The organism is Novosphingobium sp. BL-S-19, from assembly GCF_055521675.1.
In genome coordinates this window covers 1610971-1625352 of sequence record NZ_CM145497.1, presented here as the reverse complement: position 1 = coordinate 1625352, position 14382 = coordinate 1610971, and the positions used below count along the sequence as shown (strand labels likewise).

The 14382-nt window shown below is 65.8% G+C and carries 14 protein-coding genes; 8 read left to right on the top strand and 6 right to left on the bottom strand.

The annotated features are described in order from the left end of the window. Window positions 1-14: 14 nt before the first annotated feature. A complete protein-coding gene (locus ACZ1JV_RS06860; protein ID WP_465148926.1) occupies window positions 15-2276 on the bottom strand; it encodes an FdhF/YdeP family oxidoreductase in 2262 nt (753 codons plus the stop codon). 270 nt (window positions 2277-2546) lie between these two features. On the opposite strand from ACZ1JV_RS06860, the gene ACZ1JV_RS06855 reads away from it, so the two are divergent. Further along, window positions 2547-3320: a BON domain-containing protein gene (locus ACZ1JV_RS06855; protein WP_465148925.1), complete on the top strand. Its 774-nt coding sequence runs from the start codon at window positions 2547-2549 to the stop codon at window positions 3318-3320. A 65-nt stretch (window positions 3321-3385) separates the two neighbouring features. On the opposite strand, the gene ACZ1JV_RS06850 is transcribed toward ACZ1JV_RS06855, so the two are convergent. After that, window positions 3386-4987, bottom strand: a complete 1602-nt coding sequence (locus tag ACZ1JV_RS06850; RefSeq protein WP_465148924.1) for an ABC-F family ATP-binding cassette domain-containing protein — start codon at window positions 4985-4987, stop codon at window positions 3386-3388. A 135-nt stretch (window positions 4988-5122) separates the two neighbouring features. Here ACZ1JV_RS06850 and ACZ1JV_RS06845 point away from each other — a divergent pair, with 135 nt between their 5' ends. The 6 genes from ACZ1JV_RS06845 to ACZ1JV_RS06820 all read left to right on the top strand — a co-directional run bounded on the left by ACZ1JV_RS06845 (window position 5123) and on the right by ACZ1JV_RS06820 (window position 9954). After that, window positions 5123-5689: a TetR/AcrR family transcriptional regulator gene (locus ACZ1JV_RS06845; RefSeq protein ID WP_465148923.1), complete on the top strand. Its 567-nt coding sequence runs from the start codon at window positions 5123-5125 to the stop codon at window positions 5687-5689. 202 nt (window positions 5690-5891) lie between these two features. Continuing rightward, window positions 5892-6686 (top strand): tetratricopeptide repeat protein, encoded by a 795-nt coding sequence (locus tag ACZ1JV_RS06840; protein WP_465148922.1) that lies wholly within the window; start codon window positions 5892-5894, stop codon window positions 6684-6686. A 110-nt stretch (window positions 6687-6796) separates the two neighbouring features. Next, window positions 6797-7690 carry a MipA/OmpV family protein gene (locus tag ACZ1JV_RS06835; protein ID WP_465148921.1) on the top strand — a complete coding sequence of 298 codons (894 nt, stop codon included), beginning with the start codon at window positions 6797-6799 and terminating at the stop codon, window positions 7688-7690. Then, window positions 7687-8802, top strand: a complete 1116-nt coding sequence (locus tag ACZ1JV_RS06830; RefSeq protein WP_465148920.1) for an MBL fold metallo-hydrolase — start codon at window positions 7687-7689, stop codon at window positions 8800-8802. Before ACZ1JV_RS06835 ends, ACZ1JV_RS06830 begins: the two co-directional genes overlap by 4 nt. Before the next feature lie 63 nt (window positions 8803-8865). Further along, the gene (locus ACZ1JV_RS06825; protein ID WP_465148919.1) at window positions 8866-9663 is read left to right on the top strand and encodes a transporter; all 798 of its coding nucleotides are present in this window, start codon (window positions 8866-8868) and stop codon (window positions 9661-9663) included. 75 nt (window positions 9664-9738) lie between these two features. Beyond that, window positions 9739-9954, top strand: coding sequence for a hypothetical protein (locus ACZ1JV_RS06820; protein ID WP_465148918.1), 216 nt, complete (start codon window positions 9739-9741; stop codon window positions 9952-9954). 79 nt (window positions 9955-10033) lie between these two features. Here ACZ1JV_RS06820 and ACZ1JV_RS06815 read toward each other — a convergent pair whose 3' ends face one another. The 3 genes from ACZ1JV_RS06815 to ACZ1JV_RS06805 form a co-directional block, all read right to left on the bottom strand. Beyond that, complete coding sequence (locus ACZ1JV_RS06815) at window positions 10034-10828, bottom strand: hypothetical protein (RefSeq protein ID WP_465148917.1); 795 nt, start codon at window positions 10826-10828, stop codon at window positions 10034-10036. A 70-nt stretch (window positions 10829-10898) separates the two neighbouring features. Continuing rightward, window positions 10899-12203 (bottom strand): nicotinate phosphoribosyltransferase, encoded by a 1305-nt coding sequence (gene pncB / locus ACZ1JV_RS06810; RefSeq protein WP_465148916.1) that lies wholly within the window; start codon window positions 12201-12203, stop codon window positions 10899-10901. A gap of 11 nt (window positions 12204-12214) precedes the next feature. After that, complete coding sequence (locus ACZ1JV_RS06805) at window positions 12215-12952, bottom strand: NUDIX hydrolase (protein ID WP_465148915.1); 738 nt, start codon at window positions 12950-12952, stop codon at window positions 12215-12217. An 83-nt stretch (window positions 12953-13035) separates the two neighbouring features. Here ACZ1JV_RS06805 and ACZ1JV_RS06800 point away from each other — a divergent pair, with 83 nt between their 5' ends. Continuing rightward, the gene (locus ACZ1JV_RS06800) at window positions 13036-13632 is read left to right on the top strand and encodes a cysteine hydrolase family protein (RefSeq protein WP_465148914.1); all 597 of its coding nucleotides are present in this window, start codon (window positions 13036-13038) and stop codon (window positions 13630-13632) included. Here ACZ1JV_RS06800 and ACZ1JV_RS06795 read toward each other — a convergent pair. After that, window positions 13629-14372, bottom strand: a complete 744-nt coding sequence (locus ACZ1JV_RS06795) for an EamA family transporter (protein ID WP_465148913.1) — start codon at window positions 14370-14372, stop codon at window positions 13629-13631. The two genes, ACZ1JV_RS06800 and ACZ1JV_RS06795, sit on opposite strands and share 4 nt — an antisense overlap. Between the last annotated feature and the right edge of the window lie 10 nt (window positions 14373-14382).

Sequence of the window (14382 nt, the reverse complement as noted above, 5' to 3'; positions counted from 1 at the left end):
AGGCGCGGCGGCGTTCAGGCCGCCGCGCGAAGCGTCACCGGGATCGATTTGTAGGCCGGCGTCCCGCTGGCGGGGTCGTGATCGGAGAGCGGGACGAGGCAGTTCGCCTCCGGATAATAGGCCGCCAGCGATCCGCGCGCGATGGCGTGGGCGATGATCGTGAAGCCGCGCAGCACCGAGCCACTAGCAGATTCCACGTCCACCACGTCGCCATGGGCAAGGCCCATTTGCGACAGGTCCACCGCATTGGCGAAGATCACGTCTCGCCGTCCGGTCACGCCGCGGTAGCGATCGTCCAGCGTGTAGATCGTAGTGTTGTACTGGTCGTGACTGCGGATGGTGGTTAGCAGCAGCCGGGCGGCCCCGCGCTCATCGACATGCGGCGCCGCAAGGAACTGCGCCTTGCCGCTGGGCGTGTTCCACTGGCGCTTGTCCGGCGCGATGGTCAGGCGGAATCCGCCGGGTTCGCGCACGCGCCGGTTGAAATCGCGGAAATCGGGATAGACCGCCTCTATCTTGTCGCGAATGCGATCGTAGTCGGCGACCAGCGCGTCCCAATCGACCTTGCTGGCCGGCATCGTCGCTTTTGCCAGCCCGGCGACGATGGCCAGTTCGGAGCGCACTTCCGGCCCCGGCGCGGGCAGCTTCCCGCGTGAGGCGTGCACCATCGACATGCTATCCTCCACCGTCACCCATTGCGGGCGGTCGTTCTGAAGATCCAGTTCGGTGCGGCCGAGGCAAGGCAGGACCAGCGTCTCTTTCGCGGTGAGCAGGCAGGTGCGGTTGAACTTGGTGAGAATGCTGACCGAAAGGTCCAGCCCCCGCACGGCGGCAAAGCAGGTTTCCGGATCGGGCATGGCGACGGCAAGGTTGCCGCCCAGCGAGATCAGCGCTTTCGATTGGCCGGCATGCATGGCCTGCAGTGCTTCCACCGCATTGTGCCCGTGTTTGCGCGGGCTATCGATGCCGAAAGCGGCATCCAGCCGCTGGAGCATGGCTTCGGCGGGAATTTCGGTGATCCCCACGGTGCGGTCGCCCTGCACATTGCTGTGTCCGCGCAGCGGACAGATGCCGGCGCCCTGCCGCCCGAAATGGCCGCGCAGCAGCAACAGGTTGGCGATGGCCTGCACGTTCTGGGTGCCGTGGCGGTGCTGGGTGATGCCCATGCCGTAGCAGACGATCACGCGCTCTGCGCGCATGTACACACCGGCCATTTCCTCTATGGCATCGCGGGCAAGGCCGGAGGATGCCTCGATCCATTCCCACGAGGTGGCGTCCAGATCGGCTAGCAGTGTTTCCAGCCCCTCGGTATGTTCGGCGATGAAGGCATGGTCCAGCGCATCGGCCGCGATCACCAGCTTCATCATGCCCTTCAGCATGGCCAGATCGCCGCCGATCTTCACCTGATGATAGGCCGAGGCGAGCGGAGTGGCATGGCCCGGGCGCAGCATTTCCGTGGGGTGCTGGGGCGACTTGAACCGTTCCAGACCGCGTTCGCGCATCGGATTGGCGACCACGATCGGAACCCCGCGCTTGGAGGCTGCGGCGAGCGTGGACAGCATTCGCGGGTGATTGGTGCCCGGGTTGTGGCCGATGCAGAAGATCGCATCGGCATGGTCGAAATCTTCCAGCGTCACCGTGCCCTTGCCGACGCCGATGGACTTGGGCAGGCCTACGCTGGTCGCCTCGTGACACATGTTCGAACAGTCGGGGAAGTTGTTCGTCCCGAACTCACGCGCGAAAAGCTGATAGAGGAAGGCGGATTCGTTGGAGGCGCGGCCGGAGCAGTAGAATTCCGCCTCGTCCGGATGGGCGAGCGCGCGCATGGCTGCGCCGGCGCGCGAGAACGCTTCGTCCCACGTCACCGGCACGAAGTGATCGCTTTCGGCGTCGTAGCGCAGCGGGTGGGTGAGGCGGCCGGCATCTTCCAGCTGATGATCGCTCCACTGCCACAGTTCGGATACCGTGTGGCGGGCGAAGAAATCCGGATCTACCCGCCTGACGGTGGCTTCCCAAGTGACCGCCTTGGCGCCGTTCTCGCAAAATTCGAACGAGGACGTGTGCTTGGGATCGGGCCAGGCGCAGCCGGGGCAGTCGAACCCGTCGGGCTGGTTCATTTCCAGCAGCGCGCGGGTGTGGGTGCTGGCTTTCATCTGTTCCCGCACAGCGCGGGCGACGGCGCCCAGCGCACCCCATCCGCCGGCGGGGCCGGAATAATCGCCCACGCCCTCGACAGTCTGACCAGCCGGAATCGCTTCGTCTGTCGTGTCTGCCATGAATCAGCGTCCTTGCGGAAAACGGCCGGGGGGTGGCCGTCTGCCGCACTATAGCACTGCGATCCTGCGAAGCCATTGCTCGCGCGGCCATTTTTTGCTCGTTCGAGCGGGATCAACGGGCGACGAGCGGCGCCAGGAAATTTCTCCAGAGGCGCCCTTTTGCAGGAAAGATTCGCCCTCTGCGGCGTTTCCCAATTGGAGCACGATGCAGCGACTGTTGGGCTGCCTGAGCGGCCCGTTCCGCTGCGCCGCAATTCGAGGAGAGCAGCGATGAACAGACGCGATTCAGACCCTCGCAACGGTCAACCGGGCGGCAGCGCCGAAGGACGCTGGGACCTGCCCCGCCAACCCGGCCAGTGGCAGGATGACACGGGCCGCCAGGCCGGCGGCTTTCGCGATCCTGAGGAAGAGGCCCGCGCCGCCGCTCGCCAGCGGGAGGCTGAAGAGGCGGAACGCCGGCAGGAGGGGCGAGAGCCGCTCTACCCGACGCACAATTTCGACGCTTCGGGCGGCAACAGCTTCGCCGACTTCACCAGTGAGGATTACGGTGGCCGCGATTTTTCGGCACCGCGCGGCATGTACGGCGGGGGAATGCACCCCAGCAACAGTTACCGCCCGACGTTCAGCTTCCGCCGCGACGACTATGGCGATTGGCGCGAATATGGCGAACGGCGGGGATTCCTGCGGCGCGCCGGCGACGAAATCGCCAGTTGGTTCGGCGATCACGAGGCCGCCCACCGGCGTGAGGAGGACCACCGGCAGGACCATCGCGGCAGAGGGCCGAGCGACTACACCCGGTCGGACGACCGCATTCGCGAGGATGTGAACGACGATCTGACCCGCGACTGGCAACTGGACGCCAGCCATGTCCGGGTTTCGGTAAACGACGCGGAAGTGACGCTGGACGGGCTGGTCCACTCCCGTGAGGATAAGCGCCGCGCCGAAGACATCGCCGACCACGTTTCCGGCGTGCGCCACGTGCAGAACAACTTGCGCGTGGACCCGGCCGCGAGCCTTGGTCGCGATACGGTGTCAGGCCTCTGACGGGCCTGCCGGCCGGTCGGGGAGAGCGGACATCGGGCTTCCCGACCGGCTAGTCCGGCACTGTACTATAGCGGCAGGCGCCGGGTGATGCCGATCGCGTCCAGAAACGCTTCGTCGTGGCTGACGACCAGCAGCGCCCCGTCATAGGCGTGCAGGCCCGCTTCGACCGCGGCGATGGAGTCGAGATCGAGGTGATTGGTCGGCTCGTCCAGCATCAGCAGGGGCGGGGGCCGTGTCCCCCCCAGCACGCATGCAAGCGCCGCGCGCAGGGTCTGGCCGCCGGACAGCGTGCCGACCATCCGATCCGCCGCCGCCGCGCGGAACTGGAAACGGGCCAGCGCGGCGCGGCGGGCGTTTTCGTCCATGCCCGAACGGGAGTAGGGGTTCAGCCGGGCAAAGTTCTGTTCGATGGTTTCGGCTGGATCGAGCAGGGACAGGCGCTGGTCGAGAAAGGCGAAAGGCACCAGCGCCTCCGTCGTGCCCGACCACGGCGTCAGGCGTCCGGCAATCAGCGCCAGCAGGGTGGATTTGCCGGTGCCGTTCGGGCCGGTGATCGCCAAGCGCTCCGGCCCGGTGAGCGTGAAGGTCAGCCCCCGCAGCAGCGGTGCCTCCGGCGCATGGCCGAAATGGAGATCGCGCGCTTTCACCACTTGCCGTTCGGCGGGCAGTCCGGTGGAGGCGAGCGAGACCGAAAGCGTTTCCAGCCGTTCGACCTTGCCCTTGGCCGCATCCAGCGCCTGCGCGGCGTCGGCTTCCAGCCGATCGGCAAGGCGGGCATTTTCTCCGCCGGATTTCTCGGCGCGATCCCGGCGCGTGCCGATGAGGATGCGCGGCATGTCGCCTTTTGCGGCCTTGCGACTGCCGGCAGCATCGCGGCGCTGCTGGCGTTCCACCGCCACTTGCGCCTTGCGGCGGACTTCACCGATGCGCCGTTCCGCCACGGCAAGGTCAGCCTCGGCAGCGGCGAGTTCCACGGCTTTGCGGGCACGATAGGCGCTCCAGTTGCCGCCATAGCGGGACGTGCCCAGCGTGGTCATTTCGACGATGGCGTCCATCGCTTCCAACAGTTCGCGGTCATGGCTGACGACCACGGCGCCGGCGCGCCAGCCGGCCAGCAGATCCCGCACGGCGCGGCGGCCTTCGCGGTCGAGATCGTTGGTGGGTTCGTCCAGCAGCAGGAAATCGGGCTGCGCGAAGACCGCGCCCGCCAGCGCGACGCGGGTGCGCTGGCCGCCGGAAAGCGTGACGAGGCGCGTGTCCGGTGCCATGTCCAGCCCCACTTGCGCCAGCGCTTCCGCCATGCGGGCCTCCAGCGTCCAGTCGGCATCGGCAAGCTCGTCCAGGGTGGCGGAGCCGGCCTCGGCGCGCTTCAGCACGGCAAGCGCGGGGGCCACATCCATCAGGTCGGCAATGGTTTCGGTGGGCGAGACCTGCACGATCTGGCGCATGGTGCCCACGGTGCCGGCGCGGACGATCCGCCCGCGCTCCGGCTCCAGCGCGCCGGACAGCAGGCGCAGCAGCGTGGACTTGCCCACGCCGTTGCGGCCGACGATCCCGGCGCGTTCGCGCGCGAAATCGACGGAAAGGTGCGAAAGGACGGTGTGGCCGTCGGGCGTGGACCAGGAGACATCGGTCACGGAAAGCGCGTGCGAGGAAACGGAAGACACGAGGCAAGGATTCCCTGAAGGCAAGGCAGAAGGCAGCGTGGCGGCTGCAGCGTTGCGGTCAGGGGCGGATCACATCGTTTCGAATCGCTCGTTTGAATTATTGAATGACCGTTCCATTACCTTTATGCGGTCCTGATGGCAAGACCCAGAACATTCGATCTGGACGCCGCGCTGGATGCGGCCATCGCGGGGTTTCGGGAGCATGGTTACGAAGGGACATCCGCGCAGATGCTGGTTTCGGCCATGGGGATCGGGCGGCAGAGCCTCTACGATACCTTCGGCGACAAGTGGCAGCTCTACCAGCAGGTGCTGCGCCGCTACGTCCTGGCCGAAGGACTGGCGCATCGCACCGCTCTGCAAACCGGGCCAAGGGCGGTGGACGGCATTGCGGCAATGGTGGCGCGGGTGGTGCGCGAGGCGGAGGTGGCCTGCCTTGGCGTCGGTTCCATTGCGGAATTCGGCTGTTCCAACCGGGACATCAACGCCATCAACGCGGCAGCCGACCGGGCCCTGCGCGCGGCCATCGTCTCGCAGATCCGGCAGGCGCAAATCGAAGGCGATCTGGCCGGCACCGTCGATCCCGAAGCGGCGGCGGCGTACCTTGTCGCCAGTTTCGGCGGCATCCGGCTGGCCGCGCGCGGCGGAGCCGATGCGGTGCAGCTCGAAAGCCTTGGCGCGATGGTCATGCGGGCCTTGCAGTGACGATTGGCCGGTCGATGCGCGGCCGCCTTTTTCGCTGACATAGGCATTGCGACTGCAAATTACGGATTCTTCAGAATGCGGCGATCTTCGGGCAATGTTCCGGGGCGCAGCAGCGTAGGCAGCGGCCGATCCCCGGCCGTTGTTGCCGCAGCGGCCCCATCCCGGCCGCCCGTGCCACGCAGCTGACCATGCCGAGACCGCCATGCGCGAAGTTCGTTCCCTGATTGCCGCCCTGTCCCTTCTGGCGCTTGCCCCCACTGCCGCGTCTGCCGCCGTTCAGGATGCCGATACGGCGGGCGCCGATCCCAACATCGAGCAGATCCACGCCCTTGCCGCCGGCGGTCACGTCGATCAGGCGCTGACCATGATGAACCGGGTGCTGAAGGACCACCCGAACAGCGCCAAGGCCCATTACGTGGAGGCGGAGCTCTACGCCCGCGAAAGCAGGATGGCGCAGGGCCGCGGCGAACTTGCCAAGGCGGAGCAGATTTCGCCGGGCCTGCCCTTTGCGGACGTCTATTCGGTGGCGGAACTGAACCGGCAGCTCTCGCTGGGGCCTTCTTTGGCACCGGCCCAGCCGGTGGACATGAAGGCGGCCGCAATGCCCCGGCATGTGCCATGGGGGTCGATCGCGGTTCTGGCGGCGCTCGCCTTCGCGGCATTCCTGTTGTTTCGTCGGCGATCCGCCCCGGCGCTGCAGACGGTGGCGCCGAGCCCGTGGGCGGGAGGGATGAATGCGGGCGGCATGAATACAGGCGGCATGGGATCCGGCCTGCTGGGCAATCTGGCCAGCGGGGCCGCCATGGGTGCGGGCTTCGCGGCGGGTGAGGAAGTGATCGACCGGATGTTCGGTGGCGGCGAACGCCGGGAGGGAAGACCAGCCGACAGCAGCTTCGGCGCGGGCTTTACGGGCACCAATCAGGATATGGGCGGAAGCGATTTCGGGATCGCCGACGACGGTTCGTGGGATGACAATTCCACGGACGGCGGCTGGTAGGGGCGGGCAGCCGATACCCGATACCCGATCGCTCCATTCGGCGGCAGGGATGGTCTGCCGTCATCGCCTATCGCCACACCTTTGCCTGGCGGGGCAAGGAAGGAACAGCCTTGAAATCGACGAAACCAGCCCGGCCGGTGCGCGCCGGAACGCGGATCTTGCTCGCGGGAATTGCCCTCGGCGCTCTGCTTGCCGTGCCTGCGCAGGCGCAGGACGTATCGGGCAAGCCGGACGATCTGAAGATCGGCGGAGACCGCATTTCTGTGGGCGTCGGTGTGGCGGCGACACCGACCTACATCGGTTCGGACACCTCCACCATCGTGCCGACCGCAGCGATCCAGGGGCAGGTTTCCGGCATCAGCTTCAACACGCAGGGCACCGCGATCTACGTCGATGCCATCCCCTCCAGCGGCAAGCCGGGGTGGAAACTGGAAGCCGGTCCGCTGGCGGCGCTGCGGCTGGATCGGTCGAACAAGGTGGGCGACGTTGCCGTGCGCGCGCTGGGCCGGCTGGACAAGGCCGTGGAACTGGGCGGATCGCTGGGCCTGCAGCGGACGGGGGTAATCACGAGCCCTTACGATACCCTGTCGGTCAGCCTGTCCTACCAACATGACGTGGCGGGCGCCCATTCCAGCTACATCGCCAGCCCGGAGATCGATTACGACACGCCGCTTTCCGAACATGCCTTCGTTTCGCTCTCCGCCTCGGCCGATTACGTGGGGGCGGGGTTCGGCAACTATTACTACTCGGTGGATCAGGCCGGCAGTCTTGCCAGCGGCCTTCCGGTCTACGACAAGGCGGACAGGGCCGGCTGGAAGGACTGGAATCTCAGCATGATGGCGGTGCATTCGATTTCGGGCAACCTGCTGCACGGCATGGGCCTGTTCGTGACTGGCGGCTATCAGCGCCTGCTGGGCGTCTATGCGCGATCGCCTATCGTTGCCGATGTCGGCAGCGCGAACCAGTGGAGCGGGGCCATCGGCGTGGAGTACACTTTCCGATGAAGCGGGCCGTTCTGGCATTGGCCCTGCTGGCGCCGCCGCTGATCCTGTCCGGCTGCCTTGATCGCAACCGCACGCCGCAATCCCGGATCTACTACCACGGGCCGAAAAGCGATCACTTCGACGGCGCGCACTTCTTCAATCCGGAAGGAGAGGACGGCAGCGGCGGCGCCCAGCGCGACGGGCCGGGCACGTTCCTGCGCATCGCCGAGGGCAGGGGCGGCCATCACACCTGGCCCGCCTCCGTTCCGGTAGAGCAGACCGTTCCTGCGCGCCGCATCGATGGAGCGCAGATGGTCGTCACCTGGATCGGCCACGCGACGACGCTGGTGCAGACGCAAGGGATCAACATCCTGATCGACCCGGTCTGGGCCCACCGCGATTCCCCCGTGCAGTTCGCCGGGCCGGTCCGGGTGCGCAAGCCGGGCGTGAAGCTGCGGGACCTGCCGAAGATCGACCTGGTGCTGATCAGCCACAACCACTACGACCATCTCGATGTAACGGCGTTGAAGAAGATCTACAGCCGCGATCACCCGATGATCGTCACCGGGCTGGGCAACGACACCGTGCTGGCCGATCACGATATCAAGTCCACGGCGGGGGACTGGGGCCAGTCCTTCGCATTCCGTCCCGGTATCGATGTGGAGATCACCCGCGCCCACCACTGGAGCGCGCGCTGGTATGACGATCGGGACCGCGCGCTGTGGTGCGGTTTCCGTGTCACTTTACCGTCGGGCGGCGATCTCTACTATGCGGGGGACACGGGCGACGGACAGATGATATGGGCCCATCAGGCCGAACAGGACGATCGCCCGATCCGCCTCGCGATCCTGCCCATTGCGCCTTACAAGCTGACCGAACAGAAAACCGGCAACCACATCGATCCCGATGGCGCGGTGACGGCGTTTGGCATCCTCCATCCCGGCTGGGCGCTGGGCGTGCACTGGGGCACTTTCGAACTGGGCGAGGAGGCGGTGGACGATGCGCCGAAACGCCTTGCCGCCGCCGCAGCGCGGCAGAGCTTGGCGGCGGACCGGTTCCGCACGCTCGATGCCGGGCAGTCCTGGGAAATTCCGGTTCTGCCGGCAACGCCGGGCCAGGGAGGGGGCAAGTGATCCTATAAAGGAACTCAGCCCGGCCTCGCGGATTTCCGTGCAGTCCGTCATGAGGTTTAGTTCATGCGTTTCCCTGCCATCGCCCTGTTCAGCATTGCCCTCCTGCCCACGGCGGCATGGGCGCAAGATCGCGACTACTGCCCGGATCGCCCCGGCATCGGTACGCCGGCCTGCACGATGTCACCCGGGCAGTTCTCGCTGGAAATGGGCTTGGGCGACTGGACGCTGAACAAGGACGATACCCAGCGGACAGACACGTTCACGGTGGGCGACGCGCTGCTGCGCTACGGCGTTGCCGATCATGCCGAAGTGCAGGTGGGCTGGTCGATGGTGGGCTTCGCCCGCACGCGGGACAAGCTGACCGGGGCGATTCAGCACCAGACCGGCACCGGCGACGTCACGCTGGCGCTGCGCCGCAATCTGGCCAATCCGGACGGATCGGGCTTTTCCATCGCGGTGATGCCCTATGTCTCGCTGCCGGTGGGCACCGATCCGCTTGGCGCGGGCGACTGGGGCACGGGCGCGCTGGTGCCAATGTCCTACGAGCTGTCCGACCGCTGGAGCCTTGCCAGCACCACCGAAGTGGACGCGGCCGTCGATGAAGACGGCCATGGCCGCCATTTCGCCGTGGCGGAGACGGTGGGCGCCTCGTTTGCGTTCAACGACAAGCTTTCGGCCAGCGCGGAATATCAGGTGCTGGCCGATCATGACCCTGCAGGGCACAATGTGCAGCATCTGTCCGGCCTGTCGCTTGCCTGGCAGCCGCGCGACAACATGCAGTTCGACCTGGGCGCCAATGCCGGGCTCGACCGGGATGCCGACGATCTGGAAGTCTACCTCGGCGTGTCCCGACGGTTCTGAAGCGGAAGTTCATCGACACGAAAGCTCCGGAGGCGCACCAGAGGCGGCGTGGGTGCGCATCGAAGGAGAGCAACCATGATTCGCCAGATGATCGCGATAGCCGCCGCAGCGGGAATGCTCGCTGCGACACCCGTTTTGGCGGCCAGTTCCTGCCGGGATTCGCACGGCAAATTCATCAAGTGTCCGGCGACCACCGCGAAGGCCACGACCACCGGCGTGACCAAGGGCAAGGACGGCAAGTGCCGCTACACGGCCGGCCCGAACAAGGGCAAGTTCGCCAAGTGCCCCTGATTTCCTGAATTCACCCGATATTCGCAGGGCCTGGGCGGGATCGTCCGGGCCCTCGATTTTATGAAGTGAAGGCGTTCTGTCAGCCGGATGCTTGCAGGTCAGCGTTGGCGGCGCGGGCGTGCCATGCGTCGTAAGCCTGCTGCGCGGCATCCGCTAGTGGAAGGCCGGGGCCGTCTATTGAAAGAATGACAGCCTTGCGCCGAAACCATGGTCCCCATGGACGTGGTTCTTCCGGAAAGAAGCGCCTGGGATCGGCCAGTTCCAGTACGAGGTTGATGCCCCTGCTGGAACTGGAAACGCTTATGGAGGTGATGTCATCCCACCGCAAGTAGTCCGGCTGCTGTCTTGGGAATCCGATACCGTTGGAGCCCACAATGGCAAGCGGCGAGCCCCATCCCCGGAGCTGTTGGGTAAATTGTTTCATCAACACAGAGCTCGGCAAGATGGCGCAAATCGCGAAGCCGATCATGCCGCTGCCCAATTTGAAGTCTCCCGCGAATATCAGGGTCACCCCAGAGACCCACGCGAAAACGCCCAGCACTGTTATGGCGGTTGCGATGGGCAACATCAGCGTAAGTACAGGCAGCGCGTACCATTGCCGGTTGAACGCTTTCCCCTCGGCCGTTCGCCATGCCTCCCGCCTTCGCATCGCCTCGGTATCTTGGGGGCGCAGCATGATCCACGCGGCCCAAATGGCAAATGCTATCATGTGGATCAGGATGATGCAGGCGAAGATAGTGGTCTGCAGGTCGGCGGTCTGTCGCCTAGGCGCCACGACGTCTGCTATGACCATGATCAGAAATGCGAAAGGTACCACCGCCGCTACCGCTACGGCGGCGCCGATGATTTTTCGCAGGACAGTCATTATCGTCACAGTCGCTCTCGCCTCCGCCCGACCCCGGAAATAAGGCGGAAAAGCTAAGCAACCCTGAAGTAGAGCCGGGCTACACCGTCACTTCGGCGGCATGCCGTCCCGCCTCGCCGAAGACGCGCAAGTAGCGTTCGATTTCGGCCGGATCGCCGGTGGCCTTGGCGGGATTGTCCGACAGCTTCACCGCAGGATGGCCATCGGCCTCCACCACCTTGCACACCAGCGAGATCGGATCGAGCCCTTCGGTGGGGAAGGGCGCGCAGCCGCGGAAGTCGTTGGTGAGGTTGGTGCCCCAGCCGAAGCTCATCCGCACGCGGCCGTGGAAGTGGCGATAGGTCGCCTCTATGCTGTCGATATCCATCCCGTCGGAGAAGATCAGCAACTTCTCGCGCGGGTCGCGGCCCTTTTCCTGCCACCAGCGGATGATCTGTTCGCCGCCTTCGATGGGCGGAGCGCTGTCCGGGCGGAAGCCGGTCCAGTCCGCCACCCAGTCCGGCGCATTGCGCAGGAAGGCGGCGGTGCCGAAGGCATCGGGCAGGACGACCAGCAGATTTCCGGCATAGTGGTCCTGCCAGTCCTTCAGTACGCGATACGGCGTGGCGGCCAGCGCCGCGTCATCGGGGGCGAGTGCGGCCAGCACCATCGGCAGTTCGTGGGCATTGGTGCCGATCGCCTCCAGATCGGCATCCATGGCGAGGAGCACGTTGGACGATCCGATGAAACGCGATCCCAGCCCTTCCTTCAGCGCCTCCACGCACCAGCGCTGCCACAGAAAGCCGTGACGGCGACGGGTGCCGAAATCGGAAATCACAAGGTCCGGCAACTGGCTCAGCCGCTCCACCTTCTCCCACAGCTTCGCCTTGCCGCGGGCATAGAGCACGTCCAGCGCGAAACGTCCCTGTCCGCGCATCGCCGCGCGCGAGCGGAGTTCGTTGACGATGGCCAGCGCCGGGATTTCCCACATCATCGTGTGGGTCCAGGGGCCGTGGAAGCGCAGTTCGTATTGCCCGTCCACCTTGCGCAGCTCGTATTCGGGCAGCTGGAATGTACCGAGCCATTGGATGAAATCGGGGCTGAACATCTGCCGCTTGCCATAGAAGCTGTTGCCCGCCAGCCAGATCAGTTCCTTCTTGCCGAACCGCAGCGACCGCGCGTGGTCCAGTTGCGCGCGCAGTTCGTCCTCATCGATCACGTCGGCCAGGCGGACGGTCTTCGTGCGGTTGATCAGCTCGAACGTGGCGTGGACGTCCGGATAGAGATGGCGGACCATCTGCAGCATCAGCAGCTTGTAGAAATCGGTATCGAGCAGGCTCCGTACGATCGGATCGAGCCGCCAGTTGTGGTTGTAGGTGCGCGTGGCGATGTCGGTATAGACCATGGGTAACCTGTTCAGCCGGTAACGGTGGGGGAGGGGCGGAAGCGGAAGAGTTCGGCGGGGCGGAAGGAAGATCCGGTTTCGCGTTCGCCGGTGGCCTCCAGCCAGCCGCGATCGAGCATGCGGCGGCGGAAGGCGGGCTTGTTCAGCGGTGTGCCCAGTATCGCCTCGTGCACGTCCTGCAGGGCGCGCAGCGTGAAGCGTTCGGGCAGCAGCGCGAAAGCGATCGGCGAGTAGTCGATCTTGCCGCGCAGGCGCTGGATCGCAAGGCCAAGGATTTCGGCGTGATCGAAGGCAAGGGGAAGGGCGCCGTCCTCGCAATCCGCCACTGCGCGTCCTTGTGGATCGAGGCAGAGGCGCGCCAGCGACAGGCCCGGATCGGCCTTCAGCGCGGCAGCGAAGCGATCCGCCGGGAGCAAGGCGAAATAGGCGATGGCGATCACCCGCGTGCGCGGATCGCGGTGAACCGCGCCAAAAGTGTAGAGCTGCTCCATATAGGCACCCGCCACCTGGGCCATATGCGCCTTTTCCTCCAGCACCCGGCGTGCGGCATCGTCCAGCGCTTCGTCCATGTGCACGAAACCGCCGGGCAGCGACCAGGTACCGGCAAAGGGATGCTCGTCGCGCCGAACCAGCAGCGCGGCGGGCGCGCCATCGATCACCGACATCAGCACGAGATCCACTGCGACCGAGGGGCGGTCGTAGGCGGCAGGATCGTATCCGGTCAGAAACGCGGGTTCGCTCTCGGTCATTCGGCACCCTTATGTGCAGACTGCGCTTTACTTATATTCGTATCGGATATAAGTCAATGGAGAGGCGGAATGGAGAAAGTCTTATGCCCGGTTTTACGCGCAATTTCGTGATCGTGGTGGACATGCAGCACGACTTCGTGATGGCGTCCGGCGCCTTGCCCGTCCCCGATGCGGAGGCGATCGTTGCGCCCATGTCGGAATGGCTGGGGGCGCTCGATCCGGCGGAAACCGCAGGCGTGCTGATGACGTTCGATACCCATATTCCGTCGATCTACGAAGGCTCTGCAGAGGCGGAGCAGTTCCCCATTCACTGCGAGCGTGGCACCGAAGGCTGGGAAACGGTGCTCGATCCCGGCGTGATCGATCCGGCCATCCCGGTTTACACGCTGGAAAAGGGCGTGTTCGACATGTGGGAGGAGCCGGCTCTGCACGTTCGCTCGCTGGCTGATGGCGAGGAGGCCGACCGCGATCGCTTTTTCAGAAGGCTTGCCGCTTCCGGCGTCACCAGAGTGACGGTTGTCGGGGTCGCTGCCGACTATTGCGTGCGCTGGGCCGCCGATGGGCTGATCGCGCGCGGGTTCGCGGTGGAATTGCCGGCCGCCCTCACGCGCGGGATTGCGCAGGGGATCGAGGCGGTGGCGGAAGATATCGGGGCGAAGGGCACGGTGGTCTTGGCCTAAGCTAGTCTTAGAAGGACCGCGCCCAGCGCGATCATGGCGGCGCCGGCTACCCGCGCCGGCCCCACCCGTTCCTTGAGCACCAGTCCGGCAATCGCGGTCGCGAAGAGGATGGACGTTTCGCGCAGCGCGGCGATCATTGCGACTGGCGCGAAGGTCATCGCCCACAGCGCAAGGCCATAGGAGGCGACGGTGGCGAGACCGCGGCCGAGGCCCGGCATCCAACCGGCGGCGATCTGGCGCAGGAATGCCTCGCGCCTTGCCCACAGGGCCCAACCGACCAGAGGGATGCCCGTCAGCAGGAATATCCAGAGCGTATAGGCGGCCGGCGCGCCGGATCGGCGCACGCCGAAGCCGTCCACAAGGGTATAGCTGGCGATCACCAGCGCGTTGAGCAGGGCCAGTGCGACGCCTCTGCCATGGCCGGCGCGTTTCTGGATCGCGGTCGAAAGGATGCCGATGCAGATCACCGCGACGCCCAGCCATGCCTTCAACGCCAGCGGTTCGCCCAGGAATCCTGCTGTCGCCAGCGCTACCAGCAGCGGGGCCGTGCCGCGCATCAGCGGATAAGTCGCGCTCATGTCTGCAAGCGCATAAGTCCGCGCGACGAGGCTGTAGTAGATGACCTGAAGCACGGCCGAGGCGGCGATGAACGGCCAGCTTGCCGGGGCGGGAGGCGGCAGGAACGGCAGCGCGACCATGGCGATCGCGGCGGCCGATGCGGTGACCAGGATCGTGGTCATCAGCTTGTCC

What these genes read in the sequence shown, in the direction of transcription:
- ACZ1JV_RS06860 (WP_465148926.1), bottom strand. Translation starts at nt 2,276, where the DNA reads ATGGCAGACACGACAGACGAAGCGATTCCGGCTGGTCAGACTGTCGAG.
- ACZ1JV_RS06855 (WP_465148925.1), top strand. Translation starts at nt 2,547, where the DNA reads ATGAACAGACGCGATTCAGACCCTCGCAACGGTCAACCGGGCGGCAGC.
- ACZ1JV_RS06845 (WP_465148923.1), top strand. Translation starts at nt 5,123, where the DNA reads ATGGCAAGACCCAGAACATTCGATCTGGACGCCGCGCTGGATGCGGCC.
- ACZ1JV_RS06840 (WP_465148922.1), top strand. Translation starts at nt 5,892, where the DNA reads ATGCGCGAAGTTCGTTCCCTGATTGCCGCCCTGTCCCTTCTGGCGCTT.
- ACZ1JV_RS06830 (WP_465148920.1), top strand. Translation starts at nt 7,687, where the DNA reads ATGAAGCGGGCCGTTCTGGCATTGGCCCTGCTGGCGCCGCCGCTGATC.
- ACZ1JV_RS06825 (WP_465148919.1), top strand. Translation starts at nt 8,866, where the DNA reads ATGCGTTTCCCTGCCATCGCCCTGTTCAGCATTGCCCTCCTGCCCACG.
- ACZ1JV_RS06820 (WP_465148918.1), top strand. Translation starts at nt 9,739, where the DNA reads ATGATTCGCCAGATGATCGCGATAGCCGCCGCAGCGGGAATGCTCGCT.
- pncB (WP_465148916.1), bottom strand. Translation starts at nt 12,203, where the DNA reads ATGGTCTATACCGACATCGCCACGCGCACCTACAACCACAACTGGCGG.
- ACZ1JV_RS06805 (WP_465148915.1), bottom strand. Translation starts at nt 12,952, where the DNA reads ATGACCGAGAGCGAACCCGCGTTTCTGACCGGATACGATCCTGCCGCC.
- ACZ1JV_RS06800 (WP_465148914.1), top strand. Translation starts at nt 13,036, where the DNA reads ATGCCCGGTTTTACGCGCAATTTCGTGATCGTGGTGGACATGCAGCAC.
- ACZ1JV_RS06795 (WP_465148913.1), bottom strand. Translation starts at nt 14,372, where the DNA reads ATGACCACGATCCTGGTCACCGCATCGGCCGCCGCGATCGCCATGGTC.